The organism is Escherichia sp. E1V33, assembly GCF_004211955.1.
GTDB lineage: Bacteria > Pseudomonadota > Gammaproteobacteria > Enterobacterales > Enterobacteriaceae > Escherichia.
The window spans coordinates 222,558-240,180 of sequence record NZ_RHJI01000003.1; the positions used below are offsets into that span (position 1 = coordinate 222,558).

The following is a 17,623-nucleotide window of genomic DNA, read 5'->3' on the forward strand; positions in this document are numbered from 1 at the left end:
ACTCCTTATTTAATATTGCGAATGTCGGCGAAATGCCCGGTCACAGCGGCAGCAGCAGCCATTGCCGGGCTGACCAGATGCGTACGCCCGCCGCGCCCCTGGCGGCCTTCAAAGTTACGGTTGCTGGTGGAGGCGCAACGTTCGCCCGGATTCAGACGGTCGTTGTTCATCGCCAGACACATTGAACAACCTGGCAAGCGCCATTCAAAACCGGCTTCGATAAAGATTTTGTCCAGACCTTCCGCTTCCGCCTGCGCTTTTACCGGACCAGAACCGGGAACCACCAGCGCTTGTACGCCTGGCGCGACTTTCCGCCCTTTGGCGATTTCCGCCGCCGCGCGTAAATCTTCAATGCGCGAGTTGGTACAGGAACCGATAAACACTTTGTCGATGGCCACTTCGGTCAGCGGAATACCCGGTTTCAGCCCCATATAGGCCAGCGCTTTTTCTGCCGACGCGCGTTCAACCGGATCGGCAAACGAAGCCGGATCGGGAATGTTGTCGTTTACGGAAATTACCTGGCCCGGATTGGTGCCCCAGGTGACCTGCGGTGAAATTTCTTCTGCCTGCAAAGTCACAACGGTATCGAAAGTTGCGCCTTCGTCGGTTTGCAGGGTTTTCCAGTAGGCGACGGCATCGTCAAAATCTTTGCCTTTTGGCGCATGCAGACGACCTTTGACATAGTTAAAGGTGGTTTCATCTGGCGCAACCAGACCGGCTTTCGCGCCCATTTCGATTGCCATATTGCACAGGGTCATGCGACCTTCCATGCTTAAATCACGGATTGCTTCGCCGCAAAACTCCACCACATGCCCGGTGCCGCCTGCGCTGCCAGTCTTACCGATAATCGCCAGCACGATATCTTTCGCGGTAATGCCAGGCGCGGCTTTACCCTGGACTTCAATTTTCATGGTCTTTGCGCGGCCCTGTTTCAGGGTTTGCGTTGCCAGTACGTGTTCAACTTCGGAAGTACCGATGCCAAAGGCCAGTGCGCCAAAAGCGCCGTGGGTAGCGGTATGCGAGTCGCCGCAGACAATGGTCATCCCCGGCAAGGTCACGCCCTGTTCCGGCCCCATCACGTGGACGATCCCCTGATACGGGTGATTCAGGTCATACAGCTCGACGCCAAACTCTTTGCAGTTTTTGATCAGTTCCTGCATCTGGATCCGCGCCATTTCACCGCAGGCATTAATGTCTTTTGTCTGAGTAGAAACGTTGTGATCCATGGTGGCGAAGGTTTTCCGCGGCTGACGCACCGGGCGACCGTGGGCGCGCAGACCATCGAACGCCTGCGGTGAGGTCACTTCATGCACCAGGTGGCGGTCGATATATAACAGCGGGGTTTCGTTTTCGGCTTCGTACACTACGTGAGCGTCGAACAATTTTTCGTATAACGTCTTAGCCATGATTACACCCCTTCCGCCACATAGCGGGCAATGATATCGCCCATTTCATCGGTACTAACGGCGGCAGCGCCACGGGCTAAATCCCCGGTGCGAATGCCTTCTTCTAATGCGCGGTTAATGGCGCGTTCAATGGCGGAAGCCGCATCATCGGCATCCAGGCTGTAGCGCAGCAGCAGCGCCAGCGACAGAATTTGTGCAATCGGGTTGGCGATGTTTTTGCCTGCGATATCTGGTGCCGAGCCGCCTGCCGGTTCATACAGACCAAAACCTTGCTCGTTCAGGCTGGCGGAAGGTAACATCCCCATCGAGCCAGTGATCATTGCGCACTCATCAGAAAGAATGTCGCCAAACAGATTGGAGCACAGCAGAACGTCAAACTGTGATGGATCTTTAATCAACTGCATGGTGGCGTTGTCGATGTACATATGCGCCAGTTCGACATCCGGATATTCAATGGCGATCTCATTAACGATTTCCCGCCATAAAATAGAGGATTGCAGCACGTTAGCTTTATCGATCGACGTCACTTTGTGGCGACGCTTGCGAGCAGATTCAAACGCGATGCGGGCAATGCGCTCGATCTCAAAACGGTGATACACCTCGGTATCAAATGCTTTTTCATATTGTCCGCTACCTTCGCGGCCTTTTGGCTGACCGAAATAGATGCCGCCGGTCAGTTCGCGCACGCACAGGATGTCGAAGCCGTTAGCGGCAATGTCTGCACGCAGCGGGCAGAATGCTTCCAGCCCCTGATACAGTTTTGCCGGACGCAGGTTGCTGAATAATTTGAAATGTTTACGCAGAGGTAACAGCGCGCCGCGTTCTGGTTGCTGGTCTGGCGGTAAATGTTCCCACTTCGGACCGCCTACCGAGCCAAACAGCACGGCATCGGCTTGCTCGCAACCTTCAACCGTCGCGGGCGGCAGCGGCTGCCCGTGGTTATCAATGGCTGCGCCGCCTACATCGTAATGGCTGGTGGTGATGCGCATTGCAAAGCGGTTGCGCACGGCATCCAGCACTTTCAGCGCCTGGGTCATTACTTCCGGACCAATTCCGTCTCCCGGCAATACGGCAATATGGTAATTCTTCGACATCACACGGTTTCCTTGTTGTTTTCGTTGTGTTGAGCTTTGCGTTGCAACTCTTTTTCGACTTCTGCGGCGCGCCAGATATTGTTCAGTACGTGCACCATGGCTTTGGCGGAGGACTCGACAATATCGGTGGCCAGGCCGACGCCGTGGAAGCGGCGACCGTTGTAATTTGCGACGATATCTACCTGACCCAGCGCATCTTTACCGTGGCCTTTGGCGGTCAGGCTGTATTTCACCAGTTCGACGTTATAGTCAGTGATGCGGTTAATCGCCTGGTAGACGGCATCGACCGGACCGTTACCGTTGGCGGCTTCTGCTTTGACTTCTTCGCCACAGGCCAGTTTGACGGCGGCAGTGGCGATATCGTTAGAGCCAGACTGCACGCTGAAGTAATCCAGACGGAAGTGTTCCGGTTCTTCTTGCTGCTTACCGATGAAGGCCAGCGCTTCCAGGTCATAATCGAACACCTGACCTTTTTTATCTGCCAGCTTCAGGAACGCGTCGTACAGATTGTCCAAATTATATTCACTTTCTTTATATCCCATCTCATCCATGCGATGTTTTACCGCCGCACGGCCCGAACGGGAGGTCAGATTCAGCTGAATTTGGTTCAGACCAATAGATTCTGGTGTCATGATTTCGTAGTTTTCGCGATTTTTCAGCACACCATCCTGATGAATCCCCGAGGAGTGAGCGAACGCACCGCTGCCGACAATGGCTTTGTTTGCCGGGATTGGCATATTGCAAATCTGGCTAACTAACTGGCTGGTGCGCCATATTTCCTGGTGATTAATGGCGGTATGTACGTCAAGGATATCCTTGCGCACTTTGATCGCCATGATCACTTCTTCCAGCGAACAGTTTCCGGCACGTTCGCCGATCCCGTTCATTGCGCCTTCTACCTGCCGCGCCCCGGCATGTACCGCCGCCAGTGAGTTGCCTACCGCCAGTCCTAAATCGTCGTGGGTGTGTACGGAAATAATGGCTTTATCGATGTTCGGTACACGTTCATACAGGCCGCTAATGATTCCGGCGAACTCAAACGGCATGGTGTAGCCCACGGTATCCGGAATGTTGATGGTGGTGGCACCGGCGTTAATCGCCGCCTCGACCACTCGCGCCAGATCGGCAATCGGTGTACGCCCTGCGTCTTCGCAAGAAAATTCAACATCATCGGTGTAATTACGTGCGCGCTTCACCATATAAACAGCGCGTTCGATCACTTCATCCAGCGTGCTGCGCAACTTGGTGGCGATGTGCATTGGGGAGGTGGCTATAAAGGTATGAATACGGAAGGCTTCGGCGACTTTCAGGGATTCGGCTGCCACGTCAATATCTTTCTCCACGCAGCGAGCTAACGCACATACGCGGCTATTTTTGACCTGGCGGGCGATGGTTTGCACCGATTCGAAATCGCCCGGCGAAGAGACGGGGAAACCGACTTCCATTACGTCAACACCCATACGCTCAAGGGCCAGCGCAATCTGCAGTTTTTCTTTCGCACTCAAGCTTGCCTGTAACGCCTGTTCACCGTCGCGCAATGTGGTATCGAAAATAATGACTTGCTGGCTCATGGTTTAGGTCCTTGTCTCTTTTAGAGCGCCTCGCTTCGGGCATAAAAAAACCCGCGCAATGGCGCGGGTTTTTTGTTTGACTGCGTGCTGGCTTAATGCTGGATGCCGCTCACTCGTCTACCGCGCAAAGAAGATGCGTTTAGTAGTAGTAGACCGATAAAGCGAACGATGTGAGTCATTAAATCAGCTCCAGATGAATGCGATATGCTTTTAGAGTTACTGGATACAAAAACGGATGTCAACCCTGTAGTAAGAAAAGCGGCCTTTCAGCGGTAATTTCTCCTGTTCCAAATTAGCTAATTGTGCTGTGCGATCTATAACTGTCGATATTAATTTCTGCTTAACGAGATACATTTTTCATAGATGGACATACTTCCGCATAGATTATTGCATTTAACCAACGGACTAAAAGAGGATGGGACGTAGGAGAAAACGCTCTTATCCTGATGATTTACCTTGAATTATTTGTTTTATGAATATTTTATATTTACCCGATGAATATTAATGTGCAATTGATGTTAAGAATTAACGCATTAAACATATAAAACAATGATTAAATTAGCACGTTTAATCCATTTTGCGGATGATTGAGTATTCGTGACAGTTATGATTAGATTGTTTACGCAACAAAAACATTATGGATTATTATGCTGTGGTGAATAACTCTCCGTACGGCAGTGGATTCTGTTTTTATCAGAACCCGTATCTTTATGTTTTCCTAATTTTACGTATTTCCCTTTTTCTTATTTTATATGCATGGTAAATCATATTTTTCAGGATTATTTCTCTGCATTCCAATAAGGGAAAGGGAGTTAAGTGTGACAGTGGAGTTAAGTATGTCAGAGGTAAAAACAGAACAGCCAGAGATCGCAGAGTTAAGCAAACCACAGCTGCGTATGGTCGATTTGAATTTGTTAACCGTTTTTGATGCAGTGATGCAGGAGCAGAACATAACTCGTGCCGCGCATGTCCTGGGAATGTCGCAGCCTGCAGTTAGTAACGCTGTTGCACGCCTGAAGGTGATGTTTAATGACGAATTGTTTGTTCGTTATGGCCGTGGTATTCAGCCGACCGCTCGCGCATTTCAACTTTTTGGTTCTGTGCGCCAGGCACTGCAATTAGTGCAAAACGAATTACCAGGTTCAGGTTTTGAGCCTGCCAGTAGCGAGCGGGTATTCCATCTCTGTGTATGCAGCCCGTTAGACAGCATTCTGACTTCGCAGATTTATAATCACATTGAGCAGATTGCGCCAAATATACATGTTATGTTCAAGTCTTCATTAAATCAGAACACCGAACATCAGTTGCGCTATCAGGAAACGGAGTTCGTTATAAGTTATGAAGATTTCCACCGCCCCGAATTTACCAGTGTGCCGTTATTTAAAGATGAAATGGTGCTGGTGGCCAGTAAGAATCATCCGCATATTAAAGGTCCATTACTGAAACATGATGTTTATAATGAGCAACACGCCGCAGTGGCGCTGGACCGTTTCGCGTCATTTAGTCAGCCGTGGTATGACACAGTAGATAAACAAGCGAGTATTGCTTATCAGGGAATGGCAATGATGAGCGTCCTTAGCGTGGTTTCTCAAACGCAACTGGTTGCCATTGCACCGCGTTGGCTGGCAGAGGAGTTTGCTGAATCTTTAGAGTTGCAGGTCTTACCGCTGCCATTAAAACAGAATAGCAGAACCTGTTATCTCTCCTGGCATGAAGCTGCCGGGCGCGATAAAGGCCATCAGTGGATGGAAGAGCAATTAATCTCTATATGTAAACGCTAAACAAAAGCAGAATAAATCAGGTATGTCTTTCTGGTTTATTCTGCGTTTTTTATTAAATGTAGAATTTTGTTCTGAATGCATGTTCGCCAGATTTTATGAATAATTAAAAAAATAGAGAAATTGCTGTAAGTAGCCGAATTCAGCCAATTTATTATCAATTTACGCCTTCATTCTGGAGTATTTTATCGTTTCTTTTCTCCTTTCCTCCTGTTTATTCTTATTTCTTCACGTTTATGACTCTGTCTGCCAATTGCTTAAGCAAGATCGGACGGTTAATGTGTTTTACACATTTTTTCCGCCAAACAGTGAGGCAGGCCATGGAGATGTTGTCTGGAGCCGAGATGGTCGTCCGATCGCTTATCGATCAGGGCGTTAAACAGGTATTCGGTTATCCCGGAGGCGCGGTCCTTGATATTTACGATGCATTGCATACCGTGGGGGGTATCGATCACGTATTAGTTCGTCATGAGCAAGCGGCGGTGCATATGGCCGATGGCCTGGCACGCGCAACCGGGGAAGTGGGTGTCGTGCTGGTGACGTCGGGTCCAGGGGCGACTAACGCGATTACCGGTATCGCTACTGCTTATATGGACTCCATTCCTTTGGTTGTTCTTTCCGGTCAGGTAGCGACCTCGCTGATAGGCTACGATGCCTTTCAGGAGTGCGACATGGTGGGAATTTCCCGCCCGGTGGTAAAACACAGTTTCCTGGTTAAGCAAACGGAAGACATTCCTCAGGTGCTGAAAAAGGCATTCTGGCTGGCGGCAAGTGGTCGTCCTGGACCAGTGGTGGTTGATTTACCGAAAGATATTCTTAATCCGGCGAACAAATTACCCTACGTCTGGCCGGAGTCGGTCAGTATGCGCTCTTATAACCCGACAACACTGGGTCATAAGGGGCAGATTAAACGCGCATTGCAGACACTGGCGGCAGCGAAAAAACCGGTAGTTTACGTTGGCGGCGGCGCAGTGACTGCGAGTTGCCATCAACAACTCAAACAGATTATTGAGCAACTTAATCTTCCCGTCGTCTCTTCATTAATGGGGCTGGGGGCGTTTCCGGCAACGCATCGTCAGGCGCTGGGGATGCTGGGAATGCACGGCACCTACGAAGCCAATATGACCATGCATAATGCCGATGTTATTTTTGCGGTCGGCGTGCGCTTTGACGATCGCACCACTAACAATCTGGCCAAGTACTGCCCGAATGCAACGGTTTTACATATTGATATCGATCCTACGTCGATCTCAAAAACCGTTACCGCCGACATCCCGATCGTTGGTGACGCGCGGTTAGTGCTGGATCAAATGCTGGAGTTGCTGGCACAAGAAACGGCTCACCAACCGCTGGATGAAATCCGTGACTGGTGGCAACAGATTGAACAGTGGCGCGCTCGCCAGTGCCTTAAATACGACACTCAGAGCGAAAAGATTAAACCGCAAGCGGTGATCGAGACACTCTGGCGGCTGACGAAAGGGGACGCTTACGTCACGTCCGACGTCGGGCAGCACCAGATGTTCGCCGCGCTTTATTATCCTTTCGATAAACCGCGTCGTTGGATCAACTCCGGTGGACTCGGCACCATGGGCTTTGGTTTGCCTGCGGCGCTGGGTGTCAAAATGGCGTTACCAGAAGAAACCGTGGTCTGCGTCACTGGCGACGGCAGCATTCAGATGAACATTCAGGAACTGTCTACCGCTTTGCAATATGAACTGCCGGTGCTGGTGGTGAATCTCAATAACCGCTATCTGGGGATGGTGAAGCAGTGGCAGGACATGATCTATTCCGGCCGCCATTCACAATCTTATATGCAATCGCTACCGGATTTCGTTCGTCTGGCGGAAGCCTATGGCCATGTTGGGATCCAGATTTCTCATCCGCAAGAGCTGGAAAACAAACTTAGCGAGGCACTGGAACAGGTACGCAATAATCGCCTGGTGTTTGTTGATGTCACCGTCGATGGCAGTGAGCACGTCTACCCGATGCAGATTCGTGGCGGCGGAATGGATGAAATGTGGTTAAGCAAAACGGAGAGAACCTGATTATGCGCCGGATATTATCCGTATTACTCGAAAATGAATCAGGCGCGTTATCCCGCGTGATCGGCCTCTTTTCCCAACGGGGCTATAACATTGAAAGCCTGACCGTTGCGCCAACCGACGATCCGACATTATCGCGTATGACTATCCAGACCGTGGGCGATGAAAAAGTGTTGGAGCAGATTGAAAAGCAACTACACAAGCTGGTCGATGTGCTGCGCGTGAGCGAACTGGGGCAGGGGGCGCATGTTGAGCGGGAAATCATGCTGGTAAAAATTCAGGCCAGTGGCTACGGACGTGACGAAGTGAAGCGCAATACGGAAATATTCCGTGGGCAAATCATTGATGTCACGCCATCGCTTTATACCGTCCAATTGGCAGGAACCAGCGATAAGCTTGATGCATTTTTAGCATCGATTCGCGATGTGGCGAAAATTGTGGAGGTTGCTCGCTCCGGCGTAGTAGGACTTTCGCGCGGCGATAAAATAATGCGTTGAGAATGATCTCAATGCGCAAATTATAGCCCAACATGCCACGTTGGGCTTTTTTTGCGAATTCAGTGGGAACCTGGAATAAAAGCAGTTGCCGCAGTTAATTTTCTGCGCTTAGATGTTAATGAATTTAACCCATGCCAGTACAATGGGTATGGTTTTTACATTTTACTCAAGGGGCAATTGTGAAACTGGATGAAATCGCTCGGCTGGCGGGAGTGTCGCGGACCACTGCAAGCTATGTTATTAACGGCAAAGCGAAGCAATACCGTGTGAGCGACAAAACCGTTGAAAAAGTCATGGCAGTGGTGCGTGAGCACAATTACCACCCGAATGCCGTGGCTGCTGGGCTTCGTGCTGGACGCACACGTTCGATTGGTCTTGTGATCCCCGATCTGGAGAACACAAGTTACACCCGTATCGCTAATTATCTTGAACGTCAGGCACGGCAACGGGGTTATCAACTACTGATTGCTTGTTCCGAAGATCAGCCAGACAACGAAATGCGCTGTATTGAGCATCTTTTGCAACGTCAGGTTGATGCGATTATCGTTTCGACGTCGCTGCCGCCGGAGCATCCTTTTTATCAACGCTGGGCTAACGACCCGTTCCCGATCGTCGCGCTGGACCGTGCCCTCGATCGTGAACACTTCACCAGCGTTGTGGGTGCCGACCAGGATGATGCAGAAATGCTGGCCGAAGAGTTACGCAAGTTTCCTGCCGAGACGGTGCTTTATCTTGGCGCGTTGCCGGAGCTTTCTGTCAGTTTCCTGCGCGAGCAGGGGTTCCGTACTGCCTGGAAAGATGATCCGCGCGAAGTGCATTTCCTTTATGCCAACAGCTATGAGCGGGAAACCGCTGCCCAGTTGTTCGAAAAATGGCTGGAAACGCATCCGATGCCGCAGGCGCTGTTCACCACCTCATTTGCGTTGTTGCAAGGCGTTATGGATGTCACGCTGCGCCGTGATGGCAAACTGCCTTCTGATTTGGCAATTGCGACCTTTGGCGACAACGAATTGCTCGACTTCTTACAGTGTCCGGTATTGGCAGTAGCCCAGCGTCATCGCGACGTTGCGGAACGCGTACTGGAGATTGTGCTCGCCAGTCTGGACGAGCCGCGCAAACCAAAACCAGGCTTAACACGCATTAAACGTAATCTCTATCGTCGTGGTGTACTAAGCCGTAGATAAATATTACGAAAAAGATGCGCCAGTGGATTTTACCTCTGGCGCATTGAGTACGTAATTGGACATCGATATCCATAATGTAAATAAGACTATTCGGACAATTATCCATAAGCCCTTCTGAATATCCTGCCAATTAACTCCATTTGCTGCGCTGAATGATAATTAAGTCGTAACGATGGATTGCAATTGCATTATTTTGTTACAGGCAAATCGGCAATTGCCGATTAAACAAACACTTTTCTAAACTTTTGCCCAAAGTCGCTGGCATCAGGCATGGCGCACGTGCAACAGGGACTGTTATCCAGGGGAGATATGTCCTAAAATGCCGCTCGCGTCGCAAACTGACACTTTATATTTCCATTAAGGAAATTCGAGTCGTTTTTAAAACGGTAATGATGAATGGGATTTTTTCTTACAACTATTCATAACGTTAATTTGCTTCGTTTGTTGGGCGATTTTTAAACAATGCAGATATTAGCCGTAAACATTGGGTTTTTTGCTTCGGTAAGGAATGTTCCTGGCTTGACAAGCTTTTCCTCCGCTCCGTAAACTCCTTTTAGTGGGAATTTGTGGGATAAAGTGGTAATCGGGGGGAGACTGGCATGTTCCGGGGAGCAACGTTAGTCAATCTCGACAGTAAAGGGCGCTTATCGGTGCCTACCCGTTATCGGGAAGAACTGCTCGGGAGCGCTGCCGGTCAAATGGTGTGTACCATTGACATTCATCACCCGTGCCTGCTGCTTTACCCCCTTCCTGAATGGGAAATTATCGAGCACAAATTATCGCGTCTTTCGAGCATGAACCCTGTTGAACGTCGTGTTCAACGCCTTCTGTTAGGGCATGCCAGTGAGTGTCAGCTGGATAGCGCTGGTCGATTATTAATCGCGCCTGTGTTGCGGCAGCATGCCGGGCTGACGAAAGAAGTGATGTTGGTCGGGCAGTTCAATAAGTTCGAACTGTGGGATGAAACGACATGGCATCAACAGGTCAGGGAAGATATCGACGCTGAACAGTCTGTTACCGAAAACTTGTCGGAGCGGCTGCAGGACTTGTCTCTATAAAATGATGGAAAACTATAAACATACCACGGTACTGCTGGACGAAGCCGTAAATGGCCTCAATATCCGTCCTGACGGTATCTACATTGATGGAACTTTTGGTCGCGGTGGTCACTCACGTCTGATTCTTTCGCAACTTGGCGAAACAGGACGCTTGCTGGCAATCGATCGCGACCCGCAGGCTATTGCCGTCGCGAAGACTATTGATGATCCGCGCTTCTCCATCATTCATGGACCTTTCTCTGCGCTGGGCGAATATGTCGCCGAGCGCGATCTTATCGGCAAGATCGACGGCATTCTCCTCGATCTTGGCGTCTCTTCACCGCAACTTGATGATGCTGAGCGCGGCTTTTCCTTTATGCGCGATGGTCCGCTGGACATGCGTATGGACCCAACCCGTGGGCAGTCAGCCGCTGAATGGCTACAAACCGCAGAAGAAGCCGATATCGCCTGGGTATTGAAAACCTATGGTGAAGAGCGTTTTGCCAAACGCATTGCCCGCGCCATTGTCGAGCGTAACCGCGAACAGCCGATGACCCGCACCAAAGAACTGGCGGAAGTCGTGGCTGCTGCAACGCCGGTGAAAGATAAGTTTAAACATCCCGCGACCCGTACCTTCCAGGCGGTGCGCATTTGGGTAAACAGTGAACTGGAGGAGATAGAGCAGGCGCTAAAAAGCTCGCTCAACGTGCTGGCCCCTGGCGGGCGGCTTTCGATCATCAGTTTTCATTCGCTGGAAGACCGTATTGTGAAACGCTTTATGCGTGAAAACAGTCGTGGTCCACAAGTTCCGGCAGGGTTACCGATGACTGAAGAGCAGCTCAAAAAACTGGGTGGCCGTCAGCTGCGAGCACTAGGTAAGTTGATGCCGGGCGAAGAAGAGGTGGCAGAGAACCCTCGTGCCCGTAGTTCAGTTCTGCGTATTGCAGAGAGGACGAACGCATGATCAGCAGAGTGACAGAAGCCCTCAGCAAAGTTAAAGGATCGATGGGAAGCCACGAGCGCCATGCCTTGCCTGGCGTTATCGGTGACGATCTTTTGCGGTTTGGGAAGCTGCCGCTCTGCCTGTTCATTTGCATTATTTTGACGGCGGTGACTGTGGTGACCACGGCGCACCATACCCGTTTGCTGACCGCTCAGCGCGAACAACTGGTGCTGGAGCGAGACGCTTTAGACATTGAATGGCGCAACCTCATTCTTGAAGAGAATGCGCTCGGCGACCATAGCCGGGTGGAACGGATCGCCACGGAGAAGCTGCAAATGCAGCATGTTGATCCATCACAAGAAAATATCGTAGTGCAAAAATAAGGATAAACGCGACGCATGAAAGCAGCGGCGAAAACGCAGAAACCAAAACGTCAGGAAGAACATGCCAACTTTATCAGTTGGCGTTTTGCGTTGTTATGCGGCTGTATTTTATTGGCACTGGCTTTCCTGCTGGGGCGCGTTGCCTGGTTACAGGTAATCTCCCCGGATATGCTGGTGAAAGAGGGTGACATGCGCTCTCTTCGCGTTCAGCAAGTCTCCACCTCCCGCGGCATGATTACCGACCGTTCTGGTCGCCCGTTAGCAGTGAGTGTGCCAGTAAAAGCGATTTGGGCTGACCCGAAAGAAGTGCATGAAGCTGGCGGCATCAGCGTCGGTGACCGCTGGAAGGCGCTGGCTAACGCGCTCAATATTCCGCTGGATCAGCTTTCAGCCCGCATTAACGCCAACCCGAAAGGGCGCTTTATTTATCTGGCGCGTCAGGTAAACCCTGACATGGCTGAATACATCAAAAAACTGAAGCTGCCGGGGATTCATTTGCGTGAAGAATCTCGCCGTTACTATCCGTCTGGCGAAGTGACCGCTCACCTCATTGGCTTTACCAACGTCGATAGCCAGGGGATTGAGGGCGTCGAGAAAAGTTTCGATAAATGGCTTACCGGGCAACCGGGCGAACGTATTGTGCGTAAAGACCGCTATGGTCGTGTAATTGAAGATATTTCTTCTACCGACAGCCAGGCGGCGCACAACCTGGCGTTGAGTATTGATGAACGCCTGCAGGCGCTGGTTTATCGCGAACTGAATAACGCGGTGGCCTTTAACAAGGCTGAATCCGGTAGCGCCGTGCTGGTGGATGTCAACACTGGTGAAGTGCTGGCGATGGCCAACAGCCCGTCTTACAACCCCAACAATCTGAGTGGCACACCAAAAGAGGCGATGCGTAACCGTACCATTACCGACGTGTTTGAACCGGGCTCAACGGTTAAACCGATGGTGGTGATGACCGCGTTGCAACGTGGCGTGGTGCGGGAAAACTCGGTACTGAATACCGTTCCTTATCGAATTAACGGCCACGAAATCAAAGACGTGGCACGCTACAGCGAATTAACCCTGACCGGGGTATTACAGAAGTCGAGTAACGTCGGTGTTTCCAAGCTGGCGTTAGCGATGCCGTCCTCAGCGTTAGTAGATACTTACTCACGTTTTGGACTGGGAAAAGCGACCAATTTGGGGTTGGTCGGAGAACGCAGTGGCTTATATCCTCAAAAACAACGGTGGTCTGACATAGAGAGGGCCACCTTCTCTTTCGGCTACGGGCTAATGGTAACACCGTTACAGTTAGCGCGAGTCTACGCAACTATCGGCAGCTATGGCATCTATCGCCCGCTGTCGATTACCAAGGTTGACCCCCCGGTTCCTGGCGAGCGAGTTTTCCCGGAATCCATTGTTCGCACTGTGGTGCATATGATGGAAAGCGTGGCGCTACCGGGCGGCGGCGGCGTGAAGGCGGCGATTAAAGGCTATCGTATCGCCATTAAAACCGGTACTGCGAAAAAGGTCGGGCCGGACGGTCGCTATATCAATAAATATATTGCTTATACCGCAGGCGTTGCGCCTGCGAGTCAGCCGCGCTTCGCGCTGGTTGTTGTTATCAACGATCCGCAGGCGGGTAAATACTACGGCGGCGCCGTTTCCGCGCCGGTCTTTGGTGCCATCATGGGCGGCGTATTGCGTACCATGAACATCGAGCCGGATGCGCTGACAACGGGTGATAAAAATGAATTTGTGATTAATCAAGGCGAGGGGACAGGTGGCAGATCGTAATTTGCGCGACCTTCTTGCTCCGTGGGTGCCAGACGCACCTTCGCGAGCACTGCGAGAGATGACACTCGACAGCCGTGTGGCTGCGGCGGGCGATCTCTTTGTAGCTGTAGTAGGTCATCAGGCGGACGGGCGTCGATATATCCCGCAGGCGATAGCGCAAGGTGTGGCTGCCATTATTGCAGAGGCGAAAGGTGAGGCGACCGACGGTGAAATCCGTGAAATGCACGGCGTACCGGTCATCTATCTCAGCCAGCTCAACGAGCGTTTATCTGCACTGGCGGGCCGCTTTTACCATGAACCCTCTGACAATTTACGTCTCGTGGGCGTAACGGGCACCAACGGCAAAACCACCACTACCCAGCTTTTGGCGCAGTGGAGTCATTTGCTTGGTGAAACCAGCGCAGTGATGGGCACCGTAGGTAACGGCCTGCTGGGTAAAGTTATTCCGACGGAAAATACGACCGGTTCGGCAGTCGACGTTCAGCATGAGCTGGCGGGGCTGGTGGACCAGGGGGCGACTTTTTGCGCAATGGAAGTTTCCTCCCACGGGCTGGTACAGCACCGTGTGGCGGCATTGAAATTTGCGGCGTCGGTCTTTACCAACTTAAGCCGCGATCACCTTGATTATCATGGTGATATGGAACACTACGAAGCTGCGAAATGGCTGCTTTACTCCGAACATCATTGCGGTCAGGCGATTATTAACGCCGACGATGAAGTGGGCCGCCGCTGGCTGGCAAAACTGCCGGACGCGGTTGCGGTATCAATGGAAGATCATATCAATCCGAACTGTCACGGACGCTGGTTAAAAGCGATCGACGTGAACTATCACGACAGCGGTGCGACGATTCGCTTTAGCTCAAGTTGGGGCGATGGCGAAATTGAAAGCCATCTGATGGGCGCTTTTAACGTCAGCAACCTGCTGCTCGCGCTGGCGACACTGTTGGCACTCGGCTATCCATTGGCTGATCTGTTGAAAACCGCCGCGCGTCTGCAACCGGTTTGCGGACGTATGGAAGTGTTCACTGCGCCAGGCAAACCGACGGTGGTGGTGGATTACGCGCATACACCGGATGCACTGGAAAAAGCCTTACAGGCGGCGCGTCTGCACTGTGCGGGCAAGCTGTGGTGTGTCTTTGGCTGTGGTGGCGATCGCGATAAAGGTAAGCGTCCACTGATGGGCGCAATTGCCGAAGAGTTTGCTGACGTGGCGGTGGTGACGGACGATAACCCGCGTACCGAAGAACCGCGTGCCATCATCAACGATATTCTGGCGGGAATGTTAGATGCCGGACATGCCAAAGTGATGGAAGGCCGTGCTGAAGCGGTGACTTGCGCCGTTATGCAGGCTAAAGAGAACGATGTGGTGCTGGTCGCGGGCAAAGGCCATGAAGATTACCAGATTGTTGGCAATCAGCGTCTGGACTACTCCGATCGCGTCACGGTGGCGCGTCTGCTGGGGGTGATTGCATGATTAGCGTAACCCTTAGCCAACTTACCGACATTCTCAACGGTGAACTGCAAGGTGCAGATATCACCCTTGATGCTGTAACCACTGATACCCGAAAACTGACGCCGGGCTGCCTGTTTGTTGCCCTGAAAGGCGAACGTTTCGATGCTCATGATTTTGCCGACCAGGCGAAAGCTGGCGGCGCAGGCGCACTACTGGTTAGCCGTCCGCTGGACATCGACCTGCCGCAGTTAATCGTCAAGGATACGCGTCTGGCGTTTGGTGAACTGGCTGCATGGGTTCGCCAGCAAGTTCCGGCGCGCGTGGTTGCTCTGACGGGGTCCTCCGGCAAAACCTCCGTTAAAGAGATGACGGCGGCGATTTTAAGCCAGTGCGGCAACACGCTTTATACCGCGGGCAATCTCAACAACGACATCGGCGTGCCAATGACGCTGCTGCGCTTAACGCCGGAATACGATTACGCAGTCATTGAACTTGGCGCGAACCATCAGGGCGAAATTGCCTGGACGGTTAGTCTGACTCGCCCGGAAGCGGCGCTGGTCAACAACCTGGCGGCAGCGCATCTGGAAGGTTTCGGTTCCCTCGCTGGTGTCGCAAAAGCGAAAGGTGAAATCTTTACCGGCCTGCCGGAAAACGGTATCGCCATAATGAACGCTGACAACAACGACTGGCTGAACTGGCAAAGCGTGATTGGCTCACGCAAAGTGTGGCGCTTCTCACCGAATGCCGCCAACAGCGACTTTACTGCCGCCAATATCCATGTGACCTCGCACGGTACTGAATTTACCCTGCAAACCCCAACGGGGAGCGTAGATGTTCTGCTGCCGTTGCCGGGGCGTCACAATATTGCTAATTCGCTGGCAGCTGCGGCGCTCTCCATGTCAGTGGGTGCAACGCTTGATGCTATTAAAGCGGGGCTGGCGAATCTGAAAGCCGTTCCCGGGCGTCTGTTCCCTATTCAACTGGCAGAAAACCAGTTGCTGCTCGATGACTCCTACAACGCCAATGTCGGTTCAATGACCGCAGCAGTCCAGGTGCTGGCTGAAATGCCGGGCTACCGCGTGCTGGTGGTGGGCGATATGGCGGAACTGGGCGCTGAAAGCGAAGCCTGCCATGTACAGGTGGGCGAAGCGGCGAAGGCGGCTGGTATTGACCGCGTGTTAAGCGTGGGTAAACAAAGCCATGCTATCAGCACCGCCAGCGGCGTTGGCGAACATTTTGCTGATAAATCCGCATTAATTTCGCGTCTTAAGTCACTGATTGCAGAGCAACAGGTCATTACGATTTTAGTTAAGGGTTCACGTAGTGCCGCCATGGAAGAGGTGGTACGCGCTTTACAGGAGAATGGGACATGCTAGTTTGGCTGGCCGAACATTTGGTCAAATATTATTCCGGCTTTAACGTCTTTTCCTATCTGACGTTTCGCGCCATCGTCAGCCTGCTGACCGCGCTGTTCATCTCATTGTGGATGGGCCCGCGCATGATTGCCCATTTGCAAAAACTCTCCTTTGGTCAGGTCGTTCGTAACGATGGCCCGGAATCGCACTTCAGTAAGCGCGGTACGCCGACCATGGGCGGGATAATGATCCTGACGGCGATTGTGATCTCCGTTCTGCTGTGGGCTTACCCCTCCAACCCGTACGTCTGGTGCGTACTCGTGGTGCTGGTGGGTTACGGCATCATTGGTTTTGTCGATGACTATCGCAAAGTGGTGCGTAAAGACACCAAGGGCCTGATTGCGCGCTGGAAGTATTTCTGGATGTCGGTGATCGCGCTGGGCGTTGCCTTTGCGCTGTATCTTGCCGGGAAAGATACACCAGCGACGCAGCTGGTGGTGCCGTTTTTTAAAGATGTGATGCCGCAGCTGGGGCTGTTCTACATCCTGCTGGCTTACTTCGTCATTGTTGGCACTGGCAACGCGGTAAACCTGACCGATGGCCTCGATGGGCTGGCGATTATGCCAACCGTATTTGTCGCAGGTGGTTTTGCGCTGGTGGCGTGGGCAACCGGCAACATGAACTTTGCCAGCTACTTGCATATACCGTATCTGCGGCACGCCGGGGAACTGGTTATTGTCTGCACCGCGATAGTCGGGGCAGGGCTGGGCTTCCTGTGGTTTAACACCTATCCGGCGCAAGTCTTTATGGGCGATGTAGGTTCGCTGGCATTAGGCGGCGCGCTGGGCATTATCGCTGTGCTGCTGCGTCAGGAATTCCTGCTGGTGATTATGGGCGGTGTGTTTGTGGTTGAAACCCTGTCGGTTATTTTGCAGGTCGGCTCCTTTAAACTGCGCGGACAACGTATTTTCCGCATGGCGCCGATTCACCACCACTATGAACTGAAAGGCTGGCCGGAACCGCGCGTCATTGTGCGCTTCTGGATTATTTCGCTGATGCTGGTCCTGATTGGTCTGGCAACGCTGAAGGTACGTTAAG

16 protein-coding genes are annotated in these 17,623 nt (G+C 52.0%); 12 read left to right on the top strand and 4 right to left on the bottom strand.

The features are described from left to right. Positions 1–5 precede the first annotated feature (5 nt). The 4 genes from leuC to leuL all read right to left on the bottom strand — a co-directional run bounded on the left by leuC (position 6) and on the right by leuL (position 4,250). Complete coding sequence (gene leuC, locus D9742_RS02730; RefSeq protein WP_130235914.1) at positions 6–1,406, bottom strand: 3-isopropylmalate dehydratase large subunit; 1,401 nt, start codon at positions 1,404–1,406, stop codon at positions 6–8. A gap of 2 nt (positions 1,407–1,408) precedes the next feature. After that, complete coding sequence (gene leuB / locus D9742_RS02735; protein ID WP_000042349.1) at positions 1,409–2,500, bottom strand: 3-isopropylmalate dehydrogenase; 1,092 nt, start codon at positions 2,498–2,500, stop codon at positions 1,409–1,411. Next, on the bottom strand, positions 2,500–4,071 hold the full coding sequence (gene leuA, locus D9742_RS02740; RefSeq protein WP_130235915.1) for a 2-isopropylmalate synthase: 1,572 nt from the start codon (positions 4,069–4,071) through the stop codon (positions 2,500–2,502). Before leuA ends, leuB begins: the two co-directional genes overlap by 1 nt. A 92-nt stretch (positions 4,072–4,163) precedes the next feature. Next, positions 4,164–4,250 carry a leu operon leader peptide gene (gene leuL, locus D9742_RS02745; RefSeq protein WP_001300467.1) on the bottom strand — a complete coding sequence of 29 codons (87 nt, stop codon included), beginning with the start codon at positions 4,248–4,250 and terminating at the stop codon, positions 4,164–4,166. Between the two features lie 657 nt (positions 4,251–4,907). Here leuL and leuO point away from each other — a divergent pair. The 12 genes from leuO to mraY all read left to right on the top strand — a co-directional run bounded on the left by leuO (position 4,908) and on the right by mraY (position 17,622). Further along, positions 4,908–5,852 (top strand): transcriptional regulator LeuO, encoded by a 945-nt coding sequence (gene leuO / locus D9742_RS02750; RefSeq protein ID WP_130235916.1) that lies wholly within the window; start codon positions 4,908–4,910, stop codon positions 5,850–5,852. Between the two features lie 317 nt (positions 5,853–6,169). After that, positions 6,170–7,894, top strand: coding sequence for an acetolactate synthase 3 large subunit (ilvI, locus tag D9742_RS02755; RefSeq protein ID WP_130204910.1), 1,725 nt, complete (start codon positions 6,170–6,172; stop codon positions 7,892–7,894). 2 nt (positions 7,895–7,896) lie between these two features. Continuing rightward, the gene (ilvN, locus tag D9742_RS02760) at positions 7,897–8,388 is read left to right on the top strand and encodes an acetolactate synthase small subunit (RefSeq protein ID WP_001252744.1); all 492 of its coding nucleotides are present in this window, start codon (positions 7,897–7,899) and stop codon (positions 8,386–8,388) included. A gap of 32 nt (positions 8,389–8,420) precedes the next feature. After that, the gene (locus D9742_RS02765; protein ID WP_240780497.1) at positions 8,421–8,486 is read left to right on the top strand and encodes a fruR/shl operon leader peptide; all 66 of its coding nucleotides are present in this window, start codon (positions 8,421–8,423) and stop codon (positions 8,484–8,486) included. 81 nt (positions 8,487–8,567) lie between these two features. After that, the gene (gene cra / locus D9742_RS02770; protein WP_064525210.1) at positions 8,568–9,572 is read left to right on the top strand and encodes a catabolite repressor/activator; all 1,005 of its coding nucleotides are present in this window, start codon (positions 8,568–8,570) and stop codon (positions 9,570–9,572) included. Between the two features lie 599 nt (positions 9,573–10,171). Next, complete coding sequence (gene mraZ / locus D9742_RS02775) at positions 10,172–10,630, top strand: division/cell wall cluster transcriptional repressor MraZ (RefSeq protein ID WP_064525207.1); 459 nt, start codon at positions 10,172–10,174, stop codon at positions 10,628–10,630. Between the two features lies 1 nt (position 10,631). Continuing rightward, a complete protein-coding gene (gene rsmH / locus D9742_RS02780; protein ID WP_130235917.1) occupies positions 10,632–11,573 on the top strand; it encodes a 16S rRNA (cytosine(1402)-N(4))-methyltransferase RsmH in 942 nt (313 codons plus the stop codon). Beyond that, complete coding sequence (ftsL, locus tag D9742_RS02785; protein WP_000625658.1) at positions 11,570–11,935, top strand: cell division protein FtsL; 366 nt, start codon at positions 11,570–11,572, stop codon at positions 11,933–11,935. Before rsmH ends, ftsL begins: the two co-directional genes overlap by 4 nt. 15 nt (positions 11,936–11,950) lie before the next feature. Further along, complete coding sequence (gene ftsI, locus D9742_RS02790) at positions 11,951–13,717, top strand: peptidoglycan glycosyltransferase FtsI (protein ID WP_000642222.1); 1,767 nt, start codon at positions 11,951–11,953, stop codon at positions 13,715–13,717. After that, positions 13,704–15,191: a UDP-N-acetylmuramoyl-L-alanyl-D-glutamate--2,6-diaminopimelate ligase gene (gene murE, locus D9742_RS02795; RefSeq protein WP_130235918.1), complete on the top strand. Its 1,488-nt coding sequence runs from the start codon at positions 13,704–13,706 to the stop codon at positions 15,189–15,191. Before ftsI ends, murE begins: the two co-directional genes overlap by 14 nt. Then, complete coding sequence (murF, locus tag D9742_RS02800) at positions 15,188–16,546, top strand: UDP-N-acetylmuramoyl-tripeptide--D-alanyl-D-alanine ligase (RefSeq protein WP_130235919.1); 1,359 nt, start codon at positions 15,188–15,190, stop codon at positions 16,544–16,546. Before murE ends, murF begins: the two co-directional genes overlap by 4 nt. Continuing rightward, entirely contained in the window at positions 16,540–17,622 is a 1,083-nt protein-coding gene (mraY, locus tag D9742_RS02805) for a phospho-N-acetylmuramoyl-pentapeptide-transferase (RefSeq protein ID WP_000964122.1), read from the top strand. Before murF ends, mraY begins: the two co-directional genes overlap by 7 nt. Position 17,623: the final 1 nt, after the last annotated feature.